Annotated in this window: 18 protein-coding genes and 2 tRNA genes; 8 read left to right on the top strand and 12 right to left on the bottom strand. The window is 68.2% G+C overall.

The genetic code is table 11. The annotated features are described in order from the left end of the window. Positions 1-221: 221 nt before the first annotated feature. The 5 genes from K2L43_RS08795 to gltS all read right to left on the bottom strand — a co-directional run bounded on the left by K2L43_RS08795 (position 222) and on the right by gltS (position 6,432). Positions 222-2,744, bottom strand: coding sequence for a penicillin acylase family protein (locus tag K2L43_RS08795; RefSeq protein WP_220638891.1), 2,523 nt, complete (start codon positions 2,742-2,744; stop codon positions 222-224). Between the two features lie 90 nt (positions 2,745-2,834). Further along, positions 2,835-3,821, bottom strand: coding sequence for an LD-carboxypeptidase (locus K2L43_RS08790; RefSeq protein ID WP_196995488.1), 987 nt, complete (start codon positions 3,819-3,821; stop codon positions 2,835-2,837). Further along, a complete protein-coding gene (gene tadA, locus K2L43_RS08785) occupies positions 3,814-4,899 on the bottom strand; it encodes a tRNA adenosine(34) deaminase TadA (protein WP_220638890.1) in 1,086 nt (361 codons plus the stop codon). Before tadA ends, K2L43_RS08790 begins: the two co-directional genes overlap by 8 nt. Before the next feature lie 53 nt (positions 4,900-4,952). After that, on the bottom strand, positions 4,953-5,189 hold the full coding sequence (locus tag K2L43_RS08780) for a hypothetical protein (RefSeq protein ID WP_015913150.1): 237 nt from the start codon (positions 5,187-5,189) through the stop codon (positions 4,953-4,955). A gap of 28 nt (positions 5,190-5,217) precedes the next feature. Beyond that, positions 5,218-6,432, bottom strand: coding sequence for a sodium/glutamate symporter (gene gltS, locus K2L43_RS08775; RefSeq protein WP_220638889.1), 1,215 nt, complete (start codon positions 6,430-6,432; stop codon positions 5,218-5,220). A gap of 205 nt (positions 6,433-6,637) precedes the next feature. On the opposite strand from gltS, the gene K2L43_RS08770 reads away from it, so the two are divergent. Together K2L43_RS08770 and K2L43_RS08765 are read left to right on the top strand one after the other, a co-directional pair. Further along, complete coding sequence (locus K2L43_RS08770; protein WP_220638888.1) at positions 6,638-8,641, top strand: U32 family peptidase; 2,004 nt, start codon at positions 6,638-6,640, stop codon at positions 8,639-8,641. Between the two features lie 292 nt (positions 8,642-8,933). Then, a complete protein-coding gene (locus K2L43_RS08765; RefSeq protein WP_220638887.1) occupies positions 8,934-10,214 on the top strand; it encodes an O-acetylhomoserine aminocarboxypropyltransferase/cysteine synthase family protein in 1,281 nt (426 codons plus the stop codon). Positions 10,215-10,282: 68 nt separating this feature from the next. On the opposite strand, the gene egtB is transcribed toward K2L43_RS08765, so the two are convergent. The 4 genes from egtB to K2L43_RS08745 all read right to left on the bottom strand — a co-directional run bounded on the left by egtB (position 10,283) and on the right by K2L43_RS08745 (position 14,654). Further along, the gene (egtB, locus tag K2L43_RS08760; RefSeq protein ID WP_220638886.1) at positions 10,283-11,647 is read right to left on the bottom strand and encodes an ergothioneine biosynthesis protein EgtB; all 1,365 of its coding nucleotides are present in this window, start codon (positions 11,645-11,647) and stop codon (positions 10,283-10,285) included. A 19-nt stretch (positions 11,648-11,666) separates the two neighbouring features. Further along, on the bottom strand, positions 11,667-12,668 hold the full coding sequence (gene egtD / locus K2L43_RS08755; RefSeq protein WP_220638885.1) for an L-histidine N(alpha)-methyltransferase: 1,002 nt from the start codon (positions 12,666-12,668) through the stop codon (positions 11,667-11,669). A 246-nt stretch (positions 12,669-12,914) separates the two neighbouring features. Further along, complete coding sequence (locus K2L43_RS08750) at positions 12,915-13,502, bottom strand: OmpW family protein (RefSeq protein ID WP_011805496.1); 588 nt, start codon at positions 13,500-13,502, stop codon at positions 12,915-12,917. A gap of 153 nt (positions 13,503-13,655) precedes the next feature. Then, complete coding sequence (locus K2L43_RS08745) at positions 13,656-14,654, bottom strand: DUF808 domain-containing protein (RefSeq protein ID WP_220638884.1); 999 nt, start codon at positions 14,652-14,654, stop codon at positions 13,656-13,658. A 115-nt stretch (positions 14,655-14,769) separates the two neighbouring features. On the opposite strand from K2L43_RS08745, the gene K2L43_RS08740 reads away from it, so the two are divergent. Continuing rightward, positions 14,770-15,201: a hypothetical protein gene (locus tag K2L43_RS08740; protein WP_220638883.1), complete on the top strand. Its 432-nt coding sequence runs from the start codon at positions 14,770-14,772 to the stop codon at positions 15,199-15,201. A 19-nt stretch (positions 15,202-15,220) separates the two neighbouring features. Here K2L43_RS08740 and purL read toward each other — a convergent pair whose 3' ends face one another. Then, on the bottom strand, positions 15,221-19,255 hold the full coding sequence (purL, locus tag K2L43_RS08735) for a phosphoribosylformylglycinamidine synthase (RefSeq protein WP_220638882.1): 4,035 nt from the start codon (positions 19,253-19,255) through the stop codon (positions 15,221-15,223). Positions 19,256-19,433: 178 nt separating this feature from the next. Between purL and map the strand changes: the two genes are divergently transcribed. Beyond that, positions 19,434-20,249 (top strand): type I methionyl aminopeptidase, encoded by an 816-nt coding sequence (gene map, locus K2L43_RS08730; protein ID WP_011805500.1) that lies wholly within the window; start codon positions 19,434-19,436, stop codon positions 20,247-20,249. A gap of 59 nt (positions 20,250-20,308) precedes the next feature. After that, the gene (locus K2L43_RS08725) at positions 20,309-22,963 is read left to right on the top strand and encodes a [protein-PII] uridylyltransferase (protein WP_220638881.1); all 2,655 of its coding nucleotides are present in this window, start codon (positions 20,309-20,311) and stop codon (positions 22,961-22,963) included. A 58-nt stretch (positions 22,964-23,021) separates the two neighbouring features. Here K2L43_RS08725 and def read toward each other — a convergent pair whose 3' ends face one another. Then, the gene (gene def / locus K2L43_RS08720) at positions 23,022-23,561 is read right to left on the bottom strand and encodes a peptide deformylase (protein ID WP_011805502.1); all 540 of its coding nucleotides are present in this window, start codon (positions 23,559-23,561) and stop codon (positions 23,022-23,024) included. A 105-nt stretch (positions 23,562-23,666) separates the two neighbouring features. Between def and K2L43_RS08715 the strand changes: the two genes are divergently transcribed. The 3 genes from K2L43_RS08715 to K2L43_RS08705 all read left to right on the top strand — a co-directional run bounded on the left by K2L43_RS08715 (position 23,667) and on the right by K2L43_RS08705 (position 24,362). After that, positions 23,667-24,086, top strand: a complete 420-nt coding sequence (locus K2L43_RS08715) for a YbaN family protein (protein WP_220638880.1) — start codon at positions 23,667-23,669, stop codon at positions 24,084-24,086. 72 nt (positions 24,087-24,158) lie between these two features. Then, positions 24,159-24,234 (top strand) — tRNA-Asn (locus K2L43_RS08710). 52 nt (positions 24,235-24,286) lie between these two features. Further along, a tRNA-Asn gene (locus tag K2L43_RS08705) sits at positions 24,287-24,362 on the top strand. A gap of 123 nt (positions 24,363-24,485) precedes the next feature. Here the strand turns inward: K2L43_RS08705 and icd are convergent. Continuing rightward, positions 24,486-25,745 carry an NADP-dependent isocitrate dehydrogenase gene (gene icd, locus K2L43_RS08700; protein ID WP_220638879.1) on the bottom strand — a complete coding sequence of 420 codons (1,260 nt, stop codon included), beginning with the start codon at positions 25,743-25,745 and terminating at the stop codon, positions 24,486-24,488. Positions 25,746-25,962 lie beyond the last annotated feature (217 nt).

Here is a 25,962-nt window from a genome sequence, read left to right as displayed (position 1 = left end):
GGGCCAGGCGCAAGGCGCCAAACGAAGCTGGGGTGCTACCCCAGCGAGGCTTGGCAACGCCGCGAATGGCCCTTTTTGATCGCAACCCGGAGGGAACGGAGTGAAAACCGCGCCATTCGTCGTTGCCCTCCTAGCCAAGGCCCCGGCCTTGGCGTCGTCACGCGCCTAGATTGGCGCGGTTTTCACGCCATTCGCACTGGCAAAAATAGTGTGAACAGGCCCTAGGGGCGCAGCTGCAACTGGTGCACGTAGCGGCGCGGCCGGCGCTGCAGGGGACGGTAGCCGCCGCCGGCCCAGGCCTGGGCCATGTCGGCGTGGCGCGGCGAGAACACCAGCCCACTCTGGCCCGTCTGGTAAATGAACAGCGAACGCTCCGGGTCCTGCAGGTCGTACAGCGCGCGCAGCGAGGCCGCGTGCCGGCTGGCGAAGGGCTCCACGGGCTGCGTAGCGTTGTACTGGCCCACGTTGACGCTGTACGCATCGCCCCCCGAGGGCACGCCCACGTTGAACCAGCGCGACAGCACGGGCACGCTGCCCAGCGGCTTGTGCACGGAAAGCGCCGGATGCGCCGCGCCCCACGCCCAGCGCTCGGGCTGGTTGCCATAGCGCGCGGCCAGGCGCTGCACGGTGCGCTCCAGCGCCGCGCCGGCATGGGCGGCGCAGCCGTGGGGCGGGCACCACCAAGTGTCGCCGCGCTCCAGCATGCCTTCCAGGCCCGCACGGAAGTCCCGCCGGCCGTAGGTGGCGGCAAAGCGCTCCTCACCCACGCGGGGCACGACCAGTGCGCGCGTGAGCTCGTCGGCCCACACCGACAGGATGAGCGGCGCCGCGCGGTCGGCGCGCATGTCGCCGTCAAAGCCGCGCAGCAGCGCCTGGGCCTGCCGCGCCAGCGGCTGCGAAACCGGAGCCGCCAGCAAATGGGGCAACAGGCGCAGCGCGGCGGAGGACACCGTGTCGCCCTGCAGCGCGCGCAGGGACGGCAGGTCGTGCAGGCGCCGTGCCTCCAGCTGCTGCTCTATGCGCTGGTAGCGGTAGGGCAAGGCCCAGTCCTGTGTCAGGAAGTGCGGATAGCCCGGCGCCGTGATGCGCTGGTTGGCCGTGGCGACCCAGCCGCGCGCGCCGCCGTCGTCCTGCGGCGCCTGCGCCAGGGGCAGCCAGCCCTGCCAGTCGTAGCGCGCCTCCCAGCCCAGCGCGGGGGCCACACCGCGCAGGTCGTTGCCGGCCGCACGCAGGGGCACGCGCCCAAAGGCCTGGAAGCGGATCGCGCCATGCACGTCCGCCGCCACCACGCTTTGCATGGGCGAGTGGTAGTGCGCCATGCCTGCGAAGAGCTCCTCCACCGAGCGCGCCTGGTTGCTCAGCAGGCCCGCCAGCACGGTGTAATTGTCGGCATCCAGTGCGCTCCAGCGCAGCGCGATGACATGGCGGCGCAGGTCCAGCACGCTGCCGTGCAGCGCGGGCTGCGCATCGCTGATCACCGGCCCATGGCGCGTGCTGCGCACAGTGTGGCGCACGTCGGGGCGGCCCTTCACGCGGATCACGTGCTCGCGCTGCTCGAAGGCCTGCCAGCCCTCGGGCGTGCGGTAGCGCGTGGGGTCGTCGGGGTGGATGGCCTCGATGTACAGGTCTTGCACATCGGGCGCGGTGTTGGTGAAGCCCCAGGCCACCTCGGCCGTGCGGCCCAGCACCACGAAGGGCAGGCCCGGCAAGGTGGCGCCGATCACGTCAATGGCCGCGACGGGCGTGCCGTCGGACGCCCTGCCCTGCGGCGCCTTCAGGTGCGCGAAGTACCACAGCGCCGGCGCGCCCAGGCCCAGGTGCGGGTCGTTGGCCAGCAGCGGCCGGCCGCTGGCCGTGCGCGTGCCGTCCAGCACCCAGTTGTTGCTGCCGCGCCCGCCGGGCGTGCCCAGTCCCGCCACGAAGTCCTGCGACCAGGCCTGGAGCGCCTGCGCCGCGCCTTCGCCTGCGCCTGCGCCTGCGGACTCGGCATCGGCCTGCGGGGCCGGTGCAGCCGCCTGCGGCGCGCGGTACACGCCCAGCGACCGGTACAGCGCCTGCAGATCCACCGCCGTCGCGGGTGCCTCGCCAGGATAGGGCGGCATGAGCTGCCACAGCCGCTCGGTGGGCAGCGCGGCCGCCAGCGACAGGCGCGCGAACTCGTTGCCCCAGTTGCCGCCCAGGTCCAGCGCCATCATCAGCGCCCAGGCCACGCTGTCCTCGGGCGCCCAGGCCACGCCCTGCGCACCGCCGGGCCGCGCACCCAGCAGCAAAAACTCCGGCGGCAGCGCCTGGGTCCGCGCCGCGTGGAAGGACTGGATGCCCCGGCTGTAGGCCTGCAGCGCCTCGCGCGCGAACGCGGGCAGCGCGGCGTACTGGCGGCGCGCCGCACCCATGATGTTCAGCGTGCGCATGAGCTTGTCGGTATCCAGCGTGGCGGGGCCGAGGATCTCGGACAGCTCGCCGTGCATCAGCCGGCGGTTGAACTCCAGTTGCCAGGTGCGCTCCTGCGCATGCACGTAGCCCATGGCAAACCACGCGTCCCAGGGGGTCTGCGCCTCGATGTGCGTCACGTCGGCTTCGTCGCGGCGCACCGCCACGGCGTGCTGCAGCCCGGCGGCGCGCAGTGTCCCGTCCAGTTGCGGGAAGCTGCGCAGCGCATACACCGCGGCCACGCTGCCGGCCAGCAGCAGCGCTGCCACCAGCGCCACCACGGCGCCCGCGCCGATGCGTTGCAATCTGCCCATGCCGCCTCCCCCGCCGTCGCGGCGTTTCAAGCCAAAACCTGCCATCGCGCCCACCCTTCAAGCGCTGGCAGCTCTTAAATCAATAGCATCTCAGTGGGCATGGCCCCAGTAGATGAGCGCGTCGCGCCCTTCGACCGACAGCGACACCTCCGCGCCCACGGGCAGCAGCACCTTGGTGGGCACATGGCCGAACGGCAGGTTGGTGAGCACGGGCGCCTTGATCTGCGTGCGCAGCCAGTCCAACACGCTCTGCAGCTTGAAGCCCTTGTCGTGCGGCGTGAGCTTGTATTCATTGAACTGGCCCAGCACCACGGCCTTTTGCTGGGCCAGCACGCCGGCGTGCAGCAACTGGGTGAGCAGGCGTTCGACACGGTAAGGGTGCTCGCCCACGTCCTCCAGGAACAGCACGCCGCCCTTGACCTGCGGGAAGTACGGCGTGCCCACCAGCGAGCACAGCACGGCCAGGTTGCCGCCCCACAGGGTGGCCTTCTTCACGTAGATGTCGCGCACGGCGGGCTGGCCGTCGGCGCGGGGTTTCTCGGCGTTCATGCGCCAGCCGCTGCCCTCGCCGTGGCCGGTGAGCAGATCGTCCAGGCAGGCCAGCATGATGTCGTCGGGCTCGCCCGGCACGCCCAGGTCTCCCACCAGCGCCGGGCCGGCCCAGGTGGTGGCGCCGGTCTTGGCCAGCAGCGCGGACTGGAAGGCCGTGAAGTCGCTCACGCCCACGAACTGGGTTCCGCGCTCCACCGCCTTGGCCACGGCCTTGTACTGGATGCCCGGCAGGATGCGCGTGAGGCCGTAGCCGCCGCGGCTGATCAACGCCACGTCGGCGCCGCTGGCGGCCGCGCGGTGGATGGCGGCCAGGCGCGTGGCATCGTCGCCGGCAAACCGCGTGTGGGACGCGAGCGCGTCCGGGTCCACCTCCACCTCGTGGCCCATGGCCTGCAGGCGGGCAATGCCGCGCTTGAACGCGGCCTTGTCGCGCACCGCGCCAGAAGGGGAGTAGATGTAGATGTGCCGGGGGCCGTGAGGGTGATCGCAGTGATCGTGGCCGCAGTCGTGGGGGTGGTTAGGCATAGCGGGTGAAGTATTCCATAGCGCGCAGCGCCGAGGCGGCGCTGGCGTCCGGCACGGTGAGGAGCGGCGCGGCATCGGCATCGGCAAAACGGGCGAAGGCGCGCGGCCCGGCGCGATGGCCGGCATCGGGGAACGGCGCGGCATCGCAGGGCGCGCCCCCCCGCACATGCAGCACGCGCACCAGGGGCGCCGACGCCGCATCAGGCAGCAGCGGCGCGCCGGGCTGCGCCACCTGCACCACGCCGCGCAGGGCCAGGCGCTGCACCAGCTCGGCCAGCACCTGTCGATGCCAGTCGAGGCGGTGGGCGGCTTCTTTCTTGGGTTTGTCGCTGCGGCCGAAGCCGATCAGGTCCGGCGCCACCACGCGGTGGCCGGCCTGCGCGAAGGCCGCCAGCATGGGCTGCCAGCCATGGCTCCAGCCAGGGCTGGCATGCAGCAGCAGCCAGGTGCGGGCGGCGTCGCGCGGGCCTTCGTCCAGGTAGTGCAGGCGCAGGCCGGCCAGCGCGGGCAGATCGCTCACGTAATGCGGCGCGGGGCCGTCCAGATGGGCGAACGCGGCGTCGGGCGTGCGCAGCGCGTCCTGGCGCAGCGGGTGGGCGGCCAGTTGCTGCGCCCGCTGGGCGCGGCGGCGGTCGCGGAAGAAGTCGCTGAGCAGCGCGCCACATTCATCGGCCAGCACGCCGCCTTGCACTGCGGTCTGGTGGTTGAGACGCGGCTCGGCGAACAGGTTGACCACCGAGCCCGCCGCGCCGGTCTTGGCATCCGCCGCGCCGTAGACCACGCGCGGCAGGCGCGCGTGCAGCATGGCGCCGCTGCACATGGCGCACGGCTCCAGCGTGACGTAGAGCGTGCAGCCGTCGAGCCGGTAGTTGGAGAGCTGCGCCGCGCCGGCGCGCAGCGCGGCCATCTCGGCATGCGCCGTGGGGTCGTGCCCGGCGATGGGGGCATTGCGCCCGGTGGCGATCACCTGCCCATCGCGCACCAGCACGGCGCCCACGGGCACCTCGCCCGCCTGCTGCGCGGCGCGCGCCTGGGCGATGGCCTCGCGCATCCAGTGGGCGTCGTCGGATTCGCTCATCTTTCAATAGCTGCTCGCGCTTGATGGGTAAGCGCTAGAGGCCATTTTGGCCATCAATCTTCGGGCAGGGTGCGTGGCTGCTGCATCAGTGCGTCCATCTGCTGCTTCACCTGCTGCTGCACCTGCTGGCTTTGCGCGCGCACCGTGGAGGCAGCGCCCTCCGCCGGCGCCGGCAGCCCCTGCACGGCGGGCGGCACGGCGACGCGCGTGGCGCCCATCTGCTTCTTGACCAGCACGGCCACGAGGGCCAGGGCCAGCAGCAGCCCGATCAGTCCGAATCCTGTACGCACCGCCTGCCCTCCGCGCCGTGGTGGGCGCTTAGCCGAACACGTTGATGAAGACCTGGATGGCCACGGCATTGACCAGGTCGATGAAGAACGCGCCCACCATGGGCACGATCAGGAAAGCCTTGTGCGACGCGCCGTACTGGTTGGTAATGGCCTGCATGTTGGCCACCGCCGTGGGCGTGGCGCCCATGCCGAAGCCGCAATGCCCCGCACAGAGCACGGCCGCATCGTAGTTGCTTCCCATCAGGCGGAAGGTGACGAAGCCCGCGTAGGCCGCCATGACCAGCGTCTGCACGCCCAGGATGATGACCAGCGGACCCGCCAGCCCTGCCAGCTCCCACAGCTTGAGCGACAGCAGCGCGATCGCCAGGTAGACGGACAGCCCGGTGTTGCCGAACACGTCGATGGCGCGATCGAACACCTCGAAGTTGAAGACGTAGTCCAGCACGTTGCGGATCAGCACGCCCCCGCCCAGCGCCCACACGAAGGTGGGCAGTTGCAGCGCCGTGCCCTTCGTCAACTGGCTCATGAACTCGGCAAAGGCCAGGCAGCCGGCAAACAGGGCCATGGTTTCGATGGCCGCGTCCGCCGTGATCAGGCGTGTCTTGTGCGGGAACTCGAAGTTGGGCGTGCCCGCCTCCAGCGCGCCGGCATCGCCCGTGCCCTGCGGGTGCTTCAGCCCGTGGCGCTGGATCAGCCATTTGGCCAGCGGCCCGCCGATCAGCCCGCCGATGACCAGGCCGAAGGTGGCACAGGCAATGCTCAAAGTGATGGCGCCAGGGATGCCGTGGTCGTTTTCCAGCACCGAGCCCCAGGCCCCGGCCGTGCCGTGCCCGCCCACCAATGTGATGGAGCCTGCGATCAGGCCGATCAGCGGGTCCAGCCCCAGCGCGGTGGCCAGCGCCACGCCCACGCTGTTCTGCACGCCGATGAACACCACCACGACCAGCAGGAAGACGATCAGCCCCATGCCGCCCTCGCGCAGCTTGAGGAAGTTGGCGCTCAGCCCGATGGAGGAAAAGAACACCAGCATGAAGGCGGTCTGCAGGCCGGTGTCGAACGACGCACGCACATCGAACGCGGCGTTCAGCCCCCAGGAGATGAGCGCCGCCACCAGGCCGCCCGCCACGGGTTCCGGAATGTTGAATTCGCGCAGCCAGCGGATGCGCTGCACGAGGAACTTGCCCACCAGTAGCACGATGGCCGCGAAGATCAGGGTGTAGTAGGTGCTGAACTGTATATCCATGTGATCTCAAAGGAAGAACCACGCCGGCGGACGCAACCCAGCCGTGCCGCTGGCGGTGGAAGCGGCAGGCGCACAAACCACACGCGCGCTAAGCGCCCTGTCCATGAACCATCCGGGAAAACCCGCAATTTTGCCAGACGCGTACCTGCCGCCGGGTACCCCCGCCCCGGCACGGCCGGGCGCAGACCGGGATAATTCACGCCCTATGTCCCTCCTGCCCCACCAGCTCGAACTGCTCTCCCCCGCGCGCGACGCCGACATCGGCATCGAGGCCGTGAACCACGGCGCCGACGCCGTCTACATCGGCGGCCCCGCCTTTGGCGCGCGGGCCACGGCGGGCAACGACATCCGCGACCTGGAGCGGCTCATCCAGCATGCGCACCGTTTCAACAGCCGCATCTTCATCACGCTGAACACCATCCTGCGCGACGACGAGCTGGAGGGTGCCCGCCAGATGGCCTGGCAGGTGTACGAGGCCGGCGCCGACGCGCTCATCATCCAGGACATGGGCCTGCTGGAGCTGGACCTGCCGCCGATTCAGCTGCACGCCAGCACGCAGACCGATATCCGCACGCCCGAGAAGGCGCGCTTTCTGCAGGACGCAGGCCTGTCGCAGATCGTGATTGCGCGCGAGCTGGATCTGCAGCAGATCCAGGCCATTCGCGAAGCCACCGACCCCAGCCGCACCACCATTGAATTCTTCGTGCACGGCGCGCTGTGCGTGGCCTATTCGGGGCAGTGCTTCATCAGCCATGCCCACACCGGGCGCAGCGCCAACCGGGGCGACTGCAACCAGGCCTGCCGCCTGCCCTACGAGGTGCTGGACGGCGCCGGCCGCATCATCGCGCACGAGAAGCACGTGCTGTCGATGAAGGACAACAACCAGAGCGACAACCTGCGCGCGCTGATCGACGCCGGCGTGCGCAGCTTCAAGATCGAGGGCCGCTACAAGGACATGGGTTACGTGAAGAACATCACCGCCCACTACCGCAAGCTGCTGGACGAAATCATCGAGGAGCGCGAGTTCACGGGCGAGCCGCTGGCGCGCTCGTCCAGCGGCCGCACCACCTTCACGTTCGAGCCCGATCCCGACCAGAACTTCAACCGCGAGTTCACCGACTACTTCGTCAACGGCCGCAAGGAGGACATCGGCGCCTTCGACACCCCAAAGACGCCGGGCCGCGCCATCGCCTGGGTGACGCAGATCGGCGACAACTGGTTCGAGCTGGAGGTGAGCGACAAAGCCACCGCACTGCACAACGGCGACGGCCTGTGCTACTACGACCTGCAAAAGGAACTGGTGGGCGTGCACATCAACCGCGCCGAATGCGTGGCGCCCAAGAAGGGCATCTGGCGCGTGTTCCCCAAGAACGAGATCACCGAGTTCAAGGACCTGCGCAAGGGCTTGGAGATCAACCGCAACCGCGACATGGACTGGGTGCGCACGCTGGAGAAGAAATCCAGCGACCGTCGCATCGGCCTGTGGGCCCATCTGGCCGAGACCGCCGACGGCTTTGCGCTCACGCTCACCGACGAAGACGGCTTCGTGGGCAGTGCGTCGGTCATCCAGCCCCACCAGCCAGCCACCGATGCGGTCAAGGCCGAGGCCACGCTGCGCGATCAGCTCGGGCGCTTTGGCGCCACCCGCTTCGCCGTGCACGCCATTGCGCTGCAGCTCTCGCAGCCGTGGTTCGTGCCCGCATCGGCACTGAACCAGTTGCGCCGTGACGCCGTGGTCGCGCTGGAGGACGCGCGCACCGCCGGCTTCGTGCGCCTGCCGCGCGCCGTGCCGGTGCAGCCACCCGTGCCCTTCCCCGAAGACACGCTGACCTACCTGGCCAATGTGTTCAACCACAAGGCGCACGACTTCTACGTGAAGCATGGCGTGAAGGTGATCGACGCCGCGTACGAATCGAAAGAGGAAGAAGGTGAAGTCAGCCTGATGATCACCAAGCACTGCGTGCGCTTCTCCATGAGCCTGTGCCCCAAGCAGGCCAAGGGTGTGATCGGCGTGAAGGGCACCATCAAGGCCGAGCCGCTGCAGCTCATCAACGGCAAGGAAAAACTCACCCTGCGCTTTGACTGCAAGCCCTGCGAGATGCACGTGGTGGGCAAGATGAAGAAGTCGGTGATGAACCAGCACCTCAAGGACATGCAGGCCCAGCCCCTGCAGTTCTACCGCACGCGACCGGCGCCCACCTCCGCCTGATCCTGGCCTGCTGCCCAAAACATGGGCATCGCGTGCCAGGCCATGACTGGCGCGGCTTCGCGCAGTTGCCCACGGGGTTTTCCACAGCACAGCCCACAGGCTGCGGGGATAACGCAACGCCCGCCCGGCGCCGCGCGGGCGCATATCGACATTGCCAATGCATCGTTGGCCTGTGGAGGGTGGACCGCCATAATCGCGCGGCTATCTCCGCCCCAGGGCGCCCAGGGGCTCGCACTAGGAAGCGCCCCAGGACGCCGGGCCTCGCCCTCCCCTTCACCCGCAAAGGAAGCACATGCGCATCGAGACATTGGCCGTCCACGCCGGCTATTCGCCCGACCCCACCACCAAGTCCGTGGCCGTGCCCATCTACCAGACGGTGGCCTACGCCTTCGACAGCGCCCAGCACGGCGCGGACCTGTTCGACCTGAAGGTGCCCGGCAACATCTACACGCGCATCATGAACCCCACCACCGACGTGCTGGAAAAGCGCGTCGCGGCGCTGGAGGGCGGCATTGCCGCCGTGGCCGTGGCCTCGGGCATGGCGGCCATCACCTACGCCATCCAGGCCATCGCCGAGGCGGGCGACAACATCGTCAGCGCCAGCACGCTCTATGGCGGCACCTACAACCTGTTTGCCCACACCTTTCCCCAGCAGGGCATCGAGGTGCGTTTTGCCGACGCACGCGATCCCGCCAGCTTCGGCCAGCTGATCGACGCGCGCACCAAGGCCATCTTTGTCGAATCCATCGGCAACCCGCTGGGCAACGTGACCGACATCCGCGCCCTCGCCGACGTGGCCCATGCGCATAGCGTGCCGCTGATCGTGGACAACACCGTGCCCAGCCCCTACCTGCTGCGCCCCATCGAGCACGGCGCCGACATCGTGGTGCACGCCCTGACCAAATACCTGGCCGGCCACGGCAACAGCATGGGTGGCGCCATCGTGGACAGCGGCAAGTTCCCCTGGGCTGAGCACAAGGCACGCTTCAAGCGCCTGAACGAGCCCGACGTGAGCTACCACGGCGTGGTCTACACCGAGGCCCTGGGCCCGGCCGCCTATATCGGCCGCGTACGCGTGGTGCCGCTGCGCAACACGGGCGCTGCCATCTCGCCGCACAACGCCTTTCTGATCCTGCAGGGCATCGAGACGCTGGCGCTGCGCATGGACCGCATCTGCGAGAACACGCAGAAGATCGCCGAGGCGCTGCAGGGCCACCCCAAGGTGGAGTGGGTGCGCTACGCCGGTCTGCCGGACCACCCGGACCATGCCCTGGTGCAGCGCCAGATGAAGGGCCGCGCCTCGGGCATCCTGTCGTTCAGCCTGAAGGCCAGCGGCGACCCGCGCGCCGCCGGTGCGCGCTTCCTGGACGCGCTGCAGCTGTTCACTCGCCTGGTGAACATCGGCGACGCCAAGTCGCTGGCCACACACCCGGCCTCCACCACGCACCGCCAGCTCAATCCCGAAGAACTGGCCCAGGCGGGCGTGACCGAGGGCATGGTGCGCCTGTCCATCGGCATCGAGCACATCGACGACCTGCTGGCCGACCTGCACCAGGCGCTGGACGCGGTTTAAGCGATTTTCGGCTCTAGCGCTTTCCTGGCAAGCGCTAGCAGCTCCTGATTTAGGAGCATACCCACTGCTCAGCGGGCATCGCGTGCCAGCCGCAGGCCCGTGAACTGCCAGCGCGCCGTGGCGGGAAAGAAGTTGCGGTAGCTGGCACGCACATGGCCGGGCGGCGTGGCGCAGGAGCCGCCGCGCAGGATGTACTGGTTCACCATGAACTTGCCGTTGTACTCGCCTACGGCACCGGGCGCGGGCGCGAAGCCGGGGTACGGGGCGTAGCTGGACTGCGTCCATTCCCAGACCTCGCCGCCCATCGGCTGGAAGGGATCGGCGCCGACCGCCGGCGCCGCTGGGCGGGGATGCAGCCGGCCGCCGTCGTCCAAGACATCGGCATCAGCGGGATGGCCCACGCAGCCCGCGGGCCCGGCACAGGCCGCCGCGGCGGCCACCTCCCACTCGGCTTCCGTGGGCAGGCGCGCGCCGGCCCAGCGGGCAAAGGCATCGGCCTCGTAGTAGGACAGGTGCACCACCGGTTGCGCAGGATGCAGCGGGCGCTCGCCTGTCAGCGTGAATTCGCTCCAGCCGCCCGGCCCGCCGCCTTGGCCGCACTCCCCATCACCGCGCCAGTAGATGGGGTGCTCCAGCCCTTGCGCACGCCGCCAGTCCCAGCCCTCGGCCAACCAGTGGGCCGGCTCGCGGTAGCCGCCGGCCTGCACAAAAGCCAGGTACTGCGCGTTGGTCACCGGTCGGGTGGCGATCTCGAAGGGTTGCAGGAAGACGGTGTGGCGCGGCGTCTCGTTGTCGAAGGCGAAGCCCTCGCCATCGTGGCCGATCTGCGCCAGGCCGCCCTCCAGGCGCCGCCACGCGGTGTCTTGCGCCGCAATGGCGTCCGCCACCACGGCCGCGGCTGTGCCCTGGTAGGCCGGCCACAGCGGGTTGCACCAGAGCAGGTGCTTGACGTCGGTGAGGATCAGCTCCTGGTGCTGCTGCTCATGCTGCAGGCCCAGTTCCACCAGCGCCAGCACGTCACCCGGAACTTCGGGCTGCGACAGGAGCTGCTGCATGCGAGCATCCACGTCGGCGCGGTAGGCCCGCACGGTGGCCAGGTCGGGCCGCGTGATCAACCCACGCTGCGGGCGCGGGTGCTGCCGCCCCACGCCGTGGTAGTACGAGTTGAACAGCACGCGGAACGCCGGATCGAATGCTCGGAAGCCGCTCTCGTGCGCCTCCAGGACGAAGGTCTCGAAGAACCAGCTCGTGTGCGCCAGGTGCCATTTGACGGGGCTGGCGTCGGGCATGGACTGGGCGCAGCAGTCCTCGGCCGAGAGGGGCCGCGCCAGCGCCTCGGTGGCCGCGCGCACCGCGGCGTAGCGCAACGCCATCGAGGGTTGCGACTGCTGCGGCGACGACGGCAGCGTGGGAGTCGAGGGTGGCAAGCGCATGTGGTATCCCCTGGCGGCATCACGCCTGGGCATGCACCATGGCGAACCAGCCGCGATCGTCCGTCCAGGCCTGCGTGCGCGTGAAACCCGCTTCATGCAGCAACGCGGTGAAATCCGGCAGCGGGTACTTGTAGCTGTTCTCGGTATGGATGCGCTCGTCCGCCGCAAAGTCGCGCCCGCCGCCCGGCCAGCGCACGCGCTGCGGCCCCGCGGCCTCCAGGTGCATCTCGATGCGCGAGGCATGGGGGTTGAAGAAGGCGCGGTGGCGCCACTGCGCGGGCACGAAGTCGCTGCCGACCAGGCGGTTCACGTGGGCCAGCGCGTTGCGGTTGAAGGCCGCGGTCACGCCGGCGGCGTCGTCGTACGCGGCCTCCAGCACGGCTACGTCTTTGGGCAGGTCGAACCCGATCAGCAGGCCGCCATCGTCCAGCGCCAGTTCGCGCATGTGCCGCAGCAGGGCCAGTGCCTGGGGTGGGTCGAAGTTGCCGATGGACGAGCCGGGGTAGAAGACGAGGCGGCGCGCGCCGGGAACGTCCGGCGGCAGGTGCACACCCCGGGTGATGTCCGCGCCCACGGCGCGGGCATGCAGGCCCGGCAGTGCCACGCGCAGGCGCGCGATGGCATCCCGCAGGTAGTCGGCGGAGATGTCCACGCCCACGAAGTGCGTGGCCCGCACCAGCGCGCAGAGCTCGCGCGCCTTGTCGCAATTGCCCGCCCCGGGCTCGATCACCACACGCGCCGGGCCTACGGCCTGGGCAATGGCGTGCCCGTGGCGCCGCAGCAAGGCACGCTCGGTACGCGTGGGGTAGTACTCGGGCAGTCGGGTGATGGCCTCGAAGAGTTCCGAGCCCCGCTGGTCGTAGAAATACTTGGGTGAGAGCGCCGCCTGCGGCTGCAACAGGCCGGCCAGGATCTCGCCGCGTTCGGCGGCCGAGGCCACATCCGCGGGCGGTTGCGGCGGTGCCAGGCCGAGGTGGTGAAGGACGCCGTCAAGCCGAGCAAGGGGAGAAACTGCAGACATAGCGCTGCAGCGTAGGCCACGCGCGATCTGCAGGGCAATCCACAGTGCACCTCTTGTGCCGGATTGCCCGCTGTGGTTGGCTTTTTCGCTGCCCTGCCAATAAAGGATCAAATCAGGCGGAAGCGCTTGCCCACCAAGCGCAAATAGCTCCTTCAATGAGAGCATCAATTTACCGTCCGCCGAGGATAAAAAAAGGGCCGGCGCATGCGCCGGCCCACCCCACCATGAAGAACGGAACTTGCGTGCTTAGAAGCGGTAGCCCACGCCCACGCCGAACAGCACCGGGTCGACCTTGAAAGTGCCCACGCCGCGCACGTCGGTGTCGATGTACACCTTCTTCACGTCCACGTTCAGGGACCAGTTCTTGTCCAGCGCATAGTCAAAGCCGACTTGCAGGGCACCGCCCCAGCTGTTGCGCTTCACGTCCAGGCCCGCGGGCAGCTTCACGCTGGAAAAGCGCGTGTAGTTGACACCAGCGCCGACGTACGGCTTGAACGCGCCGAAGTTCGTGAAGTGGTACTGCAGCAGCAGCGAGGGCGGCAGGTGCTTGAGCGAGCCGATCTTGTCGCCGTTCAGGCGCACGTCGTGCTTTTGCGGATAGGTCAGGACCAGTTCGGCAGCGAGGTTGGGCGTGAAGAAGTACGAGACGTCGACTTCAGGAATCCACTTGTCGTTGATGCTCACGCCCGCGTCGCCGGCGGCACCGTTGTTGGCGCTGTCCAGATGCACCGCGCGTGCACGCACCAGCCAGGAACCTTCCGCAACCTGCTGCGCGAAGGCAGCGCCGGAGGTCATCGCACACAGAACGGCCAGGGCCAGAAGATTCTTTTTCATGTTGACTCGATACGTTGGGTTGACCGGGGACGACCCCCGTGCACGTATTAAGCCCACGAGTAATATGGTCAATATTGCTGCAGATCAAACCCAGAATCTGTGTGTCTATTCGTATGTGTCTATTCCGTCACAAACGGCGGCATATGGCCTCATTCAATGCGTGCCATTGGCAGCCGCCTTGCCGCGCAGCCGCCCCACCAGCGTCCACACGGCCAGCACCACGGCGCCCGCCACCAAGCCCACCACGGCATTGAGCAGGTTGGTCACCAGCACCGACCACAGTCCGCCCAGCGGCCAACCCTGCACCGCCGCGCCCACGCCCTCGACGGCATGGTGCAGCGCCGGCACGCCATGCACCAGGATGCCCCCGCCGACGAGGAACATGGCTGCGGTGCCGACCACCGACAGCGTCTTCATGAGCCAGGGTGCGGCCGCGACGATGCCGCGGCCCAGGGCCTGTGCCGCGTTGCTGGCCTGGCGGCTGAGCCACAGGCCCAGGTCGTCCAGCTTCACGATGCCCGCCACGAGGCCATAGACCCCCACCGTCATCAGGACGGCAATGCCCGCCAGTACCGCCACTTGCTGCGCAAAAGGCGCGCCCGCGACGGCGCCCAGGGTGATGGCGATGATTTCGGCAGAGAGGATGAAGTCGGTGCGCACGGCCGCCTTGATCTTGTCCTTCTCCACCCGCGCCAGGTCCACGTTGGGATTGGCGTTGGCCTGCGCATGGATCGCGTGTTGCACGGCGTCTTCCTCGGGCGTGTGCAAAAGCTTGTGCGCGAGCTTTTCGCAGCCTTCGAAGCACAGGAAGGCACCGCCCACCATGAGCAGCGGCGTCACGGCCCACGGCGCGAACGCGCTGATGAGCAGCGCCGCCGGCACGAGGATGGCCTTGTTCACCAGGGACCCCCGGGCCACGGCCCACACGACGGGGATCTCGCGCTCTGCCCGCACGCCGGTGACCTGCTGGGCATTGAGCGCCAGGTCGTCGCCCAGCACCCCTGCGGTCTTTTGCGCCGCCACTTTGGTCATGACGGACACGTCGTCGGCCATGGCGGCGCTTTTCTTGGCGGCCACCTTGGTCATGAGGGCCACGTCGTCCAGGATGGTGGCGATGTCGTCAAGCAGGGTCAGAAGGCTGGCGCCGGCCATGGGTGAGTTCCTTTCAAGAAGCCGCCATTCTGAATGAAAACACCCCTAACGCATGTGGGACAAGCGCTGACAGCTATTGATTTTGCAATACGGTGGGCAGGCGTACCATGGCGGCATGCCCTCTCGCACTGCGTCCTCGCGCCCCGTGCGCACCGCCGCCGCGCTGGCCGCGTTGGTGCTGTCCGCCTGCGCCGGCCCGTCGGCGCGCCTGGGCGTGGGCGTGCCGGTGGGGCCGTTCAGCGTGGGCGTCGGCGTGGGCTCGGGCGGCGTATCAGCCGGGGTGGGCACCGGCGTGGGGCCGGTAGGCGTCGGAGTGGGAGTGCACCCAAGCGGCCAGGTGACTGGCGGCGTGGGCGTGGGTGCCTCGGTTCCCATGGGCGGCGCACACGTCGGAGCCGGCGTGGGCTCATCCACCGTGCTGCACGATCCGTACCGGCCGCCGCAGCCACCCGCGCCGGCGGCGCCGTCTTCCGACAGTCCGCCGATGCAGTGGCGCGATGCGCATGGGCGCATCGTGCCCGAGTGCCAGGTGCGCGGCGGCTGCTAGCCGCGCGCCGCGGCGCCGATCACCCCACCCACTTGCGTGCGTTGCGCCACACGCGCATCCAGGGGCTGAACGCGTCCTTGCCCCCCGTGGCGGCCAGATCGGTCCAGCTCATCTGGATGTTGCGGAACACACGCTCGGGGTGCGGCATCATGGCCGTGAAGCGTCCGTCCGCCGTCGTCACGGCCGTGAGCCCGCCGGCGCTGCCATTGGGGTTGAACGGGTAGCGCTCGGTCGGCTGGCCATGGTTGTCCACGAAGCGCATGGCACGCACCACCTTGGCGGCATTGCCACGGTACTGGAAGTTGGCATAGCCCTCGCCGTGCGCCACAGCGATCGGCAGGCGGCTGCCGGCCATGCCCTGAAGGAAGATGCTGGGCGATTCCAGCACTTCGACCATCGACAGGCGCGCCTCGAAGCGGTGGCTCTGGTTGGTGGTGAAGCGCGGCCAGTCCTGCGCGCCAGGGATGATGTCGGCCAGTTCGGCAAACATCTGGCAGCCGTTGCACACGCCCAAGGCGAAGGTATCGCCACGCGCGAAGAACTGCTGGAACTGGGCCGACAGGCGCTCGTTGAACGTGATGGAGCGCGCCCAGCCGATGCCCGCGCCCAGCGTGTCGCCGTAGCTGAAGCCGCCGCAGGCCACCACGCCAGCAAACTGCGCCAAGTCGGCACGGCCGGTCTGCAGGTCGGTCATGTGTACGTCGAACGCCTCGAAGCCCGCCTCGGTGAAGGTGTAGGCCATCTCCACATGCGAGTTCACGCCCTGCTCGCGCAGCACCGCCACACGCGGGCGCGCGCCTGTGGCGATGTACGGCGCGGCCACGTTGTCCAATGGGTCGAACGTGAGCTGCACGTGCATGCCGGGGTCTGCGGGATCACCGGCCGCGGCGTGCTCGCTGTCAGCGCAGGCGGGGTTGTCGCGCTGCTGGCAGATCTTCCAGCTCACCGCGTCCCACACCTGGTGCAGGTCCGGCAGACTGGCGCTGAACACGGCCTTGGCATCGCGCCACACCTGCAACTCGCCCTTGCCCGCATCGATGGGCGAGGACAGCGGGCGCGTCTTGCCCACGAAGTGGCTGCAAGTGGACAGGCCGTGCGCGCGCAGCGTCTGCATGACCTCGTTGCGCTCGCTGGTCCTCACCTGCAGCACCACGCCCAGTTCCTCGTTGAACAGCGCGCGCAGCGTGCGCTCCTCGCGCCGGCCGCTGATCTGGGCGCCCCAGTTCTTGCCCTCGCCGCTGTCCATGCGGCTGTCGGTGATGCCGTCGCCCTCGGTGATGAGCATGTCCACATTCAGCGCCACGCCCACCTGACCGGCAAAGGCCATCTCGGCCACGGTAGCCAGCAGGCCGCCGTCGCCCCGGTCGTGGTAGGCGAGGATCGCTCCTTTAGCGCGCAGCGCGTTCACGGCGTCCACCAGGGCGATCAGGTCCTTGGCGTCGTCCAGGTCGGGCGTCTCGTCGCCGGTCTGGTTCAGCACCTGCCCGAGGATGGAGCCGCCCATGCGCATCTTGCCGCGGCCCAGGTCGATCAGCACGAGGGTCGTGTCCTCTTCCTTGGCGTCGAGCTGCGGCGTGAGCGTGCCGCGCACGTCGGCCAGCGTGGCGAACGCGGTGATGATGAGGCTGACGGGCGAGGTGACCTTCTTGGTCTCGCCGCCCTCGCTCCACTGGGTGCGCATGGACAGGCTGTCCTTGCCCACGGGGATGGAGATGCCCAGCTGCGGGCACAGCTCCATGCCCACGGCCTTCACGGTCTCGTACAGCGCGGCGTCTTCTCCGGGCTCGCCGCAGGCCGCCATCCAGTTGGCCGACAGCTTCACGCGCGGCAGTTCGATGGGTGCCGCCAACAGGTTGGTGATGCTTTCCGCCACCGCCATGCGGCCCGACGCGGGCGCATTGAGCGCCGCCAGCGGCGTGCGTTCGCCCATGGCCATGGCCTCGCCGGCAAAGCCACGGAAGTCGGCCAGCGTCACGGCCGCGTCGGCCACGGGCACCTGCCAGGGGCCCACCATCTGGTCGCGGTGGGTCAGGCCGCCCACGGCGCGGTCGCCGATGGTGATGAGAAAGCGCTTGGAGGCCACCGTGGGGTGGGCCAGCACCTCGATCACGGCCTTCTCCAGCGGCAGGCCGTCCACGTTCAGCGGCGCGAAGCTGCGCTGCACGCTGGTCACGTCGCGGTGCATCTTGGGCGGCTTGCCCAGCAGCACGTCCATGGGCATGTCCACAGGATATTTCTGGTCGCCGGACGTGACCGCCGTGTCTTCCAGCACCAGTTGGCGCTCCTCGGTGGCCGTGCCGATCACGGCGAAGGGGCAGCGCTCGCGCTCGCAGAAGGCCGTGAACTGCGCCAGCGACTCGGGCGCGATGGCCAGCACATAGCGCTCCTGGCTCTCGTTGGACCAGATTTCCTTGGGCGCCAGGCCGGACTCCTCCAGCGGCACGGCGCGCAGGTCGAAGCGCGCGCCGCGGCCCGCGTCATTCGTCAGCTCGGGGAAGGCGTTCGACAGGCCGCCCGCGCCCACGTCATGGATGGCCAGGATGGGGTTATCCGCCCCCTGCGCCCAGCAGTGGTTGATGACCTCCTGCGCGCGGCGCTCGATCTCGGGGTTGCCGCGCTGCACGGAGTCGAAGTCCAGCTCCGCCGCGTTGGTGCCCGTGGCCATGGAGCTGGCGGCGCCGCCCCCCATGCCGATGCGCATGCCGGGGCCGCCCAGTTGGATCAGCAGCGTGCCGGCGGGGAACAGGATTTTTTGGGTGAGCCGCGCGTCGATCGTGCCCAGGCCGCCCGCGATCATGATGGGCTTGTGGTAGCCGCGGATGATGGCGCCCTCGCCCGTTCCGACCACCTGCTCGTATTCGCGGAAGTAGCCCGTCAGGTTGGGCCGGCCGAACTCGTTGTTGAACGCGGCGCCGCCCAGCGGCCCCTCGGTCATGATCTGCAGTGGGCTGGCGATGTGCTCGGGCTTGCCCACCTCGCTGCCCCAGAGCTTGGACACGGTGAAGCCCGTCAGGCCCGCCTTGGGCTTGGAGCCGCGGCCGGTAGCGCCCTCGTCGCGGATCTCGCCGCCCGCACCGGTGGCGGCACCGGGGAACGGCGAGATGGCCGTCGGGTGGTTGTGCGTTTCCACCTTCATCAGAACATGGTGGGTTGCACTACGCTTTTGATAGCTTGGAGCGCTTACCTGTTGGGCGAAAGACTCGAATTTGGCGATGAATTGCTCGACCTCACTGCCTTCCATGATGGAGGCGTTGTCGGCATAGGCCACCACGGTATGCTGGGGCGACACGGCTTCGGTGTTGCGGATCATGCCGAACAGGCTCTTGTCCTGCGCCACGCCGTCGATGGTGAACTGCGCGTTGAAGATCTTGTGGCGGCAGTGCTCGCTGTTGGCCTGGGCGAACATCATCAACTCCACGTCGGTGGGGTTGCGCGCCAGGCCCGTGAAGGCGTTGACCAGGTAGTCGATCTCGTCGTCGGCCAGGGCCAGGCCCCAGGCCTTGTTCGCAGCCTCCAGCGCCGCACGCCCGCCCTGCAGCACGTCCACGAAGGCCATGGGCTCGGCCTGCAGCTCGGTGAACAAGCGCTGTGCCTCGTCCAGCGTGGTGACCACCGATTCCGTCATGCGGTCGTGCAAGAGCGCCGCAACCTGCTGCAGCTGCTCAGTGCTCAACTCGGGCTTGCCACCCAGCAGGCCGCCCTTGAGGCTGATGCGGTATTCGGTGATGCGCTCGATGCGGCGCACCGCCAGGCCGCAGTTGTGGGCGATGTCCGTGGCCTTGGACGCCCAGGGCGACACCGTGCCCAGGCGCGGAGTGACATACAGCACCATGCCGTCCCGCGGGCCGGCGTATGGGTCGCCGTAGGTCAGCAGCGCGGCCAGGCGCTCGCGCGCGGCGGCATCGGGTGCGGCGTCGCCAGCTACCAGGTGCACGAAGCGCGCCGCAATGCCGTCGATCTTGGGATGAATGGCCGCCAGGGCGGGTTGCAGTTGCTGGGCGCGGAAGGTGCTGAGGGCATTGCCGCCCTCCAGCGGGGTGATGTGCAAGGTCACGGTAGCGGCCTGTGTGGTGGCAGAAAGAGGCGTTTCGCCCGCTGGTTGAGGCAGCCGCTGAATGGGGCCGCCGCGCCGGCAGCGCGTGTTGGTGGGAGCCCGCTATTTTAGCCCGCGGCACCCGCCCTTGCCCGCCCCTCGCCCACAGGGGGCAAAGGCCGATGGGATAATTTGCGCCATGAGCATCACCATCAAAGACGCGCAGGGCATCGCCGGCATGCGCGAGGCCTGCCGCCTGGCGTCCGAAGTGCTGGACTACATTGCCCCACACATCAAGCCCGGCATCACCACCGCAGAGATCGACCGCCTGGGCGCGGAATGCATGGCCGCCCAGGGCACCGTGTCCGCCACCATCGGCTACCAGCCTCCGGGCTACCCGCCCTACCCCGGCCACCTGTGCACCTCGGTCAACCATGTGGTCTGTCACGGCATTCCCAACGACAAGCCGCTCAAGAAGGGCGACATCGTCAATGTGGACGTCACCGTGATCACCAAGGACGGTTGGTATGGCGACAACAGTCGCATGTACCTCATCGGCGAATGCTCCATTGCGGCCAAGCGGCTGTCGCAGCTCACGTTCGAATCCATGTGGCTGGGCATCCAGCAGGTCAAGCCGGGCGCGCGCCTGGGCGACATCGGCCACGCCATCCAGAAGTTCGCCGAGGGCCACGGCCTGTCGGTGGTGCGCGAGTTTTGCGGCCACGGCATCGGCCAGAAATTCCATGAGGACCCGCAGGTGCTGCACTATGGCCGCCCCGGCACGGGCGAGGAGCTGGTGCCCGGCATGACCTTCACCATCGAGCCCATGCTCAACCTGGGCAAGCGCGACATCAAGGAGCTGGGCAAGGACGGCTGGACCATCATCACCAAAGACCACAGCCTGTCGGCGCAGTGGGAACACACCGTGCTCGTGACCGAGACCGGCTACGACGTGCTGACCCTCTCCGCCGGCTCCCCCGCGCTGCCGGCCTTCGTCACCGCCACCACGACCTGAGCCAGGCCGCCGCGCCCAGAGCGCCGCAAGGCATGCACGGTTCTTGCTAAACGTCCTCCATGCCTTCCATCCCCCCCTGCCCCCCCGCCACCGCACCGGATCTCGCGCAGCTGCATGCGCTGCGCGACGCCTACCGCCAGGACAAGGCCGCCCTGCTGGCGACCCTGCGCGCGCCCGGAGCGTCCACGCGCGGCGTGCGCAGCCTGCTGCATCGCCTCTCCTCGCTGACCGACGGCCTGCTGTGCCGGCTGTGGGACCGCGCGCAGTTGCCTGAAGGCATGGCGCTGGTCGCCGTGGGGGGCTACGGACGCGCACAGCTGTTCCCTTATTCCGACGTGGACGTGCTGCTGCTACTGCCGGACGGCATGAGCGTGGCCGCGGGCCATGCAGGTGCGGCGCCCTGCACGCCGATCGAGACCTTCATCGGCAGCTGCTGGGACGCGGGGCTGGAGGTTGGGTCCAGCGTGCGCAGCGTGGCCGAATGCCTGAGCGAGGCCGCCGCCGATGTGACGGTGCAGACATCGCTGCTGGAAGCGCGCCTGCTGTGCGGCAACACCGCACTGTTCGATGCGTTCCGCCAGCGCTACGACGCGCAGATGGACCCGCGCGCCTTTCTGGTCGCCAAGACGCTGGAGATGCGCCAGCGCCATACGAAGTACGAAAACACCCCCTACGCGCTGGAGCCCAACTGCAAGGAGTCGCCCGGCGGCCTGCGCGACCTGCAGCTCATCCAGTGGGTGGCGCGCGCCGCGGGCCTGGGGCGCAATTGGCGCGAGCTGGCGGCCAGTGGCCTGGCCACACCGTTCGAGGTGCAGCAGATCGAGCGCAACGAGGCGTTGCTGTTCCTGATCCGCGCACGCCTGCATGCGCTGGCCGGCCGGCGCGAAGACCGCCTGGTGTTCGATCTGCAGACCGCCGTGGCCGAGACCTTCGGCTACCGCTCCACCGCACCGGACGGCCAGCGCCTGGCGATGCGTGCCAGCGAGACGCTGATGCGCCGCTACTACTGGGCCGCCAAGGCCGTGTCGCAGCTGTGCCAGATCCTGCTGCTGGGCATCGAGGAGCGACTGAACCCCTCCACGCATGAACTGCGTCCGATCAACCCGCGCTTCTTCGAGAAGGCCGGCATGATCGAAGTGGCCAGCGACGACCTGTACGAAAGAGAACCCCACGCCGTCCTGGAAACCTTCCTTCTCTACGAGACCACCGTAGGGCTCAAGGATCTGTCGGCACGCACGCTGCGAGCGCTCTACAACGCGCGTGGCGTGATGGACAGCGAATTCCGGCGCGACCCCGCGAACCGCGCGCTATTCATGCAGATCCTGCAGCAGCCCGCAGGCATCACGCACGCCATGCGGCTCATGAACCAGACCTCCGTGCTGGGCCGCTACCTGTGGCCCTTCCGGCGCATCGTGGGGCAGATGCAGCACGACCTGTTCCATGTCTACACGGTGGACCAGCACATCCTGATGGTGCTGCGCAACGTGCGGCGCTTTTTCATGGCCGAACACGCGCATGAATACCCGTCGTGTTCACAGCTCGCCGCAGGCTGGGACAAACCGTGGATTCTCTACATCGCTGCGCTGTTCCACGACATCGGCAAGGGGCGCGGCGGCGACCATTCACAGATCGGCGCGCAGGAAGTGCGGCGCTTTTGCCGCCAGCACGCGGCGCACGGCATCACGCGCGAGGACGCGCGGCTCATTGAATTCCTCGTGGCCGAGCACCTCACCATGAGCCAGGTGGCGCAAAAGCAGGATCTGTCCGACCCCGACGTGATCGCCGCCTTCGCTCGCCGCGTGGGCAACGAGCGCTACCTCACCGCCCTGTACCTGCTCACCGTGGCCGACATCCGCGGCACCAGCCCCAAGGTGTGGAACGCCTGGAAGGGCAAGCTGCTGGAAGACCTGTACCACGCGACGCTGCGCACCCTGGGCGGGCGCGCACCCGACGCCGCCGCCGAGATCGAGGCGCGCAAACGCGAGGCGCTGGTGCTGCTGGCATTGGCCTCCCAGCCCCACGAGGCGCACAAGAAGCTGTGGGATACGCTGGACGTGAGCTATTTCATGCGCCACGAGGCGGCGGACATCGCCTGGCACACCCGCCACCTCTCGCGCCACGTGGGCGCCGGCAAGCCGGTGGTGCGCGCACGCCAGTCGCTGGCGGGTGAAGGCCTGCAGGTGCTGGTGTATGCGCCCGACCAAAGCGACCTGTTCATGCGCATCTGCGGCTACTTCGACCGTGCGGGCTTTTCCATCCTGGATGCGCGTGTGCACACCGCCAACAACGGCCATGCGCTGGACACCTTCCAGGTCGTTGCCTCCAGCCAGCCAGGCGCCTACCGCGAGCTCATTCACATGGTCGAGAACGACCTGCTGCGCGCCATCGAAGACCCGCGGCCGCTGCCCGAGCCTACGCGCAAGCGCGTGTCGCGTCGCGTCAAAAGCTTCCCCATCGCGCCGCGCGTCACGCTGCGCCCTGACGAAAAGGCCCAGCGCTGGCTCATCAGCATTTCCGCCAGCGACCGTGCCGGCCTGCTGTACCTGGTGGCGCGCGTGCTCTCGCGCCACGGCCTCAGCGTGCAGTTGGCCAAGGTGAGCACGCTGGGCGAGCGGGTGGAAGACGTGTTCCTGGTGCAGGGCCCGGAGATGCAGAACAACGCGCGACAGATCCAGATCGAGACCGAGCTACTGCAGGCGCTGGCCGATCAATGACTATGATTTCGATAGCTGCTTGCGCTTGCCACAAGGGCGCTACAGCCTGATTGAGCGCTCAATCGTCTTCTACCGCACCAATCTCCGGAAACAACACCTCCGTGTAACCGAACTGCGTGAAATCGCGCACGCGCATTGGGTAGAGCTTGCCGATCAGGTGGTCGCACTCGTGCTGCACTACCCGCGCGTGGAAACCTTCCGCCACACGGTCGATGGGCGCGCCCAGCAGATCGACGCCGCGGTAGTGGATGCGCGCAAAGCGCGGCACCTTGCCGCGCAGGCCCGGCACGGACAGGCAGCCCTCCCAGTCGTCCTCCTCGTCGGCGCCCAGCGGCGTGATCACGGGATTGATGAGCACCGTGGGCGGCACGATGGGGCGGTCGGGATAGCGCGGGTTGCGCTCGCCGGAGCCGAAGATCACCACCTGCCAATCCTCCCCGATCTGCGGCGCCGCCAGGCCCGCGCCGTTCACGGCCTGCATCGTCTCGCGCATGTCGTTCACCAGTTGGTGCAGCGCGGGCGTATCGAATGCGGTAACGGGTTGGGCCACCCGCAACAGTCGCGGGTCGCCCATCTTCAGGATGGTGCGGATGGTCATGGTGGGTCTGCGGGCTGCAGCCGCCAAGCGCAGGGCATGGCGAAAGGCATGGCGGCGTCCCTGCCTTGGAGCATAACGCCCGGCAACACCTGCACAATGGCAGGCATGTCCCCGCCGTCCGAGCCACTGCCGCCCGTCCCTGGGCAAGCGCCCCTGCCCGCGCTGGCGCGCTGGCTCTTGCTGGTGTTTGCCGCACTCTGCCTGGCGATGGGGGTGATCGGCATCGTCGTGCCGGGCCTGCCCAGCACGGTGTTCATCCTCATGGCGGGCTGGGCGGCCGCGCGCAGTTCGCCGCGCCTGTACCGCTGGCTGTGGTTCCACCCGCTGTTCGGCTCCATGCTGCGCAACTGGGCCAACGGCGGGCGCGTGAGCCGCCATGCGAAGTGGAGCGCCACCTTCCTGATGGCCCTGTGCGCGCTGGTGCTGTGGGTGGTGCATATACCACGCTGGGCGACCATCAGCGCGGTGGTCAGCATGGCCTGCGTACTGGTGTGGCTGTGGCTTCGCCCTGAGCCGCAGCGCTGACATCGCCCTTCGCATCCCTTGCACAGCACAGCGTCAAGGCGGCACTTTTTATGTATATAATCTAAGTCTTGTTCCTCGATAGCTCAGTCGGTAGAGCGACGGACTGTTAATCCGCAGGTCCCTGGTTCGAGCCCAGGTCGAGGAGCCAAAATCCAAGCCTTGCAATTGCACAAGGCCTGCCAAAAACAAACACCGATTATTCCTCAATAGCTCAGTCGGTAGAGCGCCGGACTGTTAATCCGTAGGTCCCTGGTTCGAGCCCAGGTTGAGGAGCCATTCAAGGCCATTCCAGCATCTGTTGGGATGGCCTTTTTGCTGGGCGCTGACCTTGCGCTAGGGCAAAAAAAAACCCGCCGACCAGCGGCGGGCCCAGTCACGCACCCGTGGTTGCCGGGGCGCTTACATGTGGTCGATCATCACCTGCCCGAAGCCCGAGCAGCTCACCTGCGTGGCCCCGTCCATGAGGCGCGCAAAGTCATAGGTCACCTTCTTGCTCTGGATGGCCTTCTCCATGGAACTGATGATCAGGTCGGCCGCCTCGGTCCAGCCCATGTGGCGCAGCATCATCTCGGCCGAGAGGATCTCGGAGCCCGGGTTGACATAGTCCTTTCCCGCGTACTTGGGGGCCGTGCCATGGGTGGCCTCGAACATCGCCACGCTGTCGGACAGGTTGGCACCCGGGGCAATGCCGATGCCGCCCACCTGCGCCGCCAATGCGTCGGAGATGTAGTCGCCATTCAGGTTCAGCGTGGCGATCACGCTGTACTCGGCCGGGCGCAGCAGGATCTGCTGCAGGAAGGCGTCGGCAATGCTGTCTTTGATGGTGATGTCCTTGCCGGTGCGGGGATTCTTGATGCGCATCCACGGGCCGCCGTCGATCAGCTGCGCGCCAAATTCCTGGACTGCCAGTTCATAGCCCCAGTCACGAAAGCCCCCTTCGGTGAACTTCATGATGTTGCCCTTGTGCACCAGGGTCACGCTGGGCCGGTCATTGTCGATGGCGTACTGGATGGCTTTGCGCACCAGGCGCTGCGTGCCCTCGCGCGACACCGGCTTGACCCCGATGCCCGATGTCTCAGGAAAGCGGATCTTCTTGACGCCGAACTCCTCCTGCAAGAACTTGATGAGCTTCTTGGCCTTGTCCGACTCGGCCTCGAACTCGATGCCGGCATAGATGTCCTCGGAGTTCTCGCGGAAGATGACCATGTTGATCTTCTCGGGCTCACGCACCGGCGAAGGCACGCCCTTGAAGTAGCGCACCGGGCGCAGGCAGACGTACAGGTCCAGCTCCTGGCGCAGCGCCACGTTCAGCGAACGGATGCCGCCGCCCACGGGCGTGGTGAGCGGCCCCTTGATGGAAACCACGTAGTCGCGCACGGCGTGCAGCGTCTCTTCGGGCAGCCACACGTCGGGGCCATAGACCTTGGTGGACTTCTCGCCGGCATACACCTCCATCCAGTGGATCTTGCGCTGCCCGCCATAAGACTTTGCCACAGCCGCATCCACCACCTTGAGCATCACGGGCGTGATGTCCATGCCCGTGCCATCGCCCTCGATGAACGGGATGATGGGCTGGTGGGGCACGTTCAGCGACATGTCGGCGTTGACGGTGATCTTCTGGCCCTGGGGCGGAATCTGGATGTGCTGGTAGCTGGTCATGAAGAAGGTCTCCTGTAGGTGCGTGCGCAAGGCGACGGGCTGCTCGCGCAGGAACGGGGCCCAAAGATTCTAGGGCAAGGCTGCAGGGTGGCCCGCCCCGCAGCGCATGTCGGCCCGGCATGATGCCCCGCGAAGGGGCGCTGTCAACGCGCGCTCCGGGAAGCCGTTGAGACAGGGCGTGCAACAGGCTCCGCGGCCGACGCACGCATCCGTGCCA

The organism is Diaphorobacter sp. MNS-0 (assembly GCF_019602835.1).
Taxonomy (GTDB): Bacteria; Pseudomonadota; Gammaproteobacteria; order Burkholderiales; family Burkholderiaceae_C; genus Diaphorobacter; species Diaphorobacter nitroreducens.
This window is presented reverse-complemented; position numbering and strand designations above follow the sequence as displayed.

Coding starts and splice junctions, on each gene's coding strand:
- K2L43_RS08795 (WP_220638891.1), bottom strand. CDS start 2,744: ATGGGCAGATTGCAACGCATCGGCGCGGGCGCCGTGGTGGCGCTGGTG.
- K2L43_RS08790 (WP_196995488.1), bottom strand. CDS start 3,821: ATGCCTAACCACCCCCACGACTGCGGCCACGATCACTGCGATCACCCT.
- tadA (WP_220638890.1), bottom strand. CDS start 4,899: ATGAGCGAATCCGACGACGCCCACTGGATGCGCGAGGCCATCGCCCAG.
- gltS (WP_220638889.1), bottom strand. CDS start 6,432: ATGGATATACAGTTCAGCACCTACTACACCCTGATCTTCGCGGCCATC.
- K2L43_RS08770 (WP_220638888.1), top strand. CDS start 6,638: ATGTCCCTCCTGCCCCACCAGCTCGAACTGCTCTCCCCCGCGCGCGAC.
- K2L43_RS08765 (WP_220638887.1), top strand. CDS start 8,934: ATGCGCATCGAGACATTGGCCGTCCACGCCGGCTATTCGCCCGACCCC.
- egtB (WP_220638886.1), bottom strand. CDS start 11,647: ATGCGCTTGCCACCCTCGACTCCCACGCTGCCGTCGTCGCCGCAGCAG.
- egtD (WP_220638885.1), bottom strand. CDS start 12,668: ATGTCTGCAGTTTCTCCCCTTGCTCGGCTTGACGGCGTCCTTCACCAC.
- K2L43_RS08750 (WP_011805496.1), bottom strand. CDS start 13,502: ATGAAAAAGAATCTTCTGGCCCTGGCCGTTCTGTGTGCGATGACCTCC.
- K2L43_RS08745 (WP_220638884.1), bottom strand. CDS start 14,654: ATGGCCGGCGCCAGCCTTCTGACCCTGCTTGACGACATCGCCACCATC.
- K2L43_RS08740 (WP_220638883.1), top strand. CDS start 14,770: ATGCCCTCTCGCACTGCGTCCTCGCGCCCCGTGCGCACCGCCGCCGCG.
- map (WP_011805500.1), top strand. CDS start 19,434: ATGAGCATCACCATCAAAGACGCGCAGGGCATCGCCGGCATGCGCGAG.
- K2L43_RS08725 (WP_220638881.1), top strand. CDS start 20,309: ATGCCTTCCATCCCCCCCTGCCCCCCCGCCACCGCACCGGATCTCGCG.
- def (WP_011805502.1), bottom strand. CDS start 23,561: ATGACCATCCGCACCATCCTGAAGATGGGCGACCCGCGACTGTTGCGG.
- K2L43_RS08715 (WP_220638880.1), top strand. CDS start 23,667: ATGTCCCCGCCGTCCGAGCCACTGCCGCCCGTCCCTGGGCAAGCGCCC.
- icd (WP_220638879.1), bottom strand. CDS start 25,745: ATGACCAGCTACCAGCACATCCAGATTCCGCCCCAGGGCCAGAAGATC.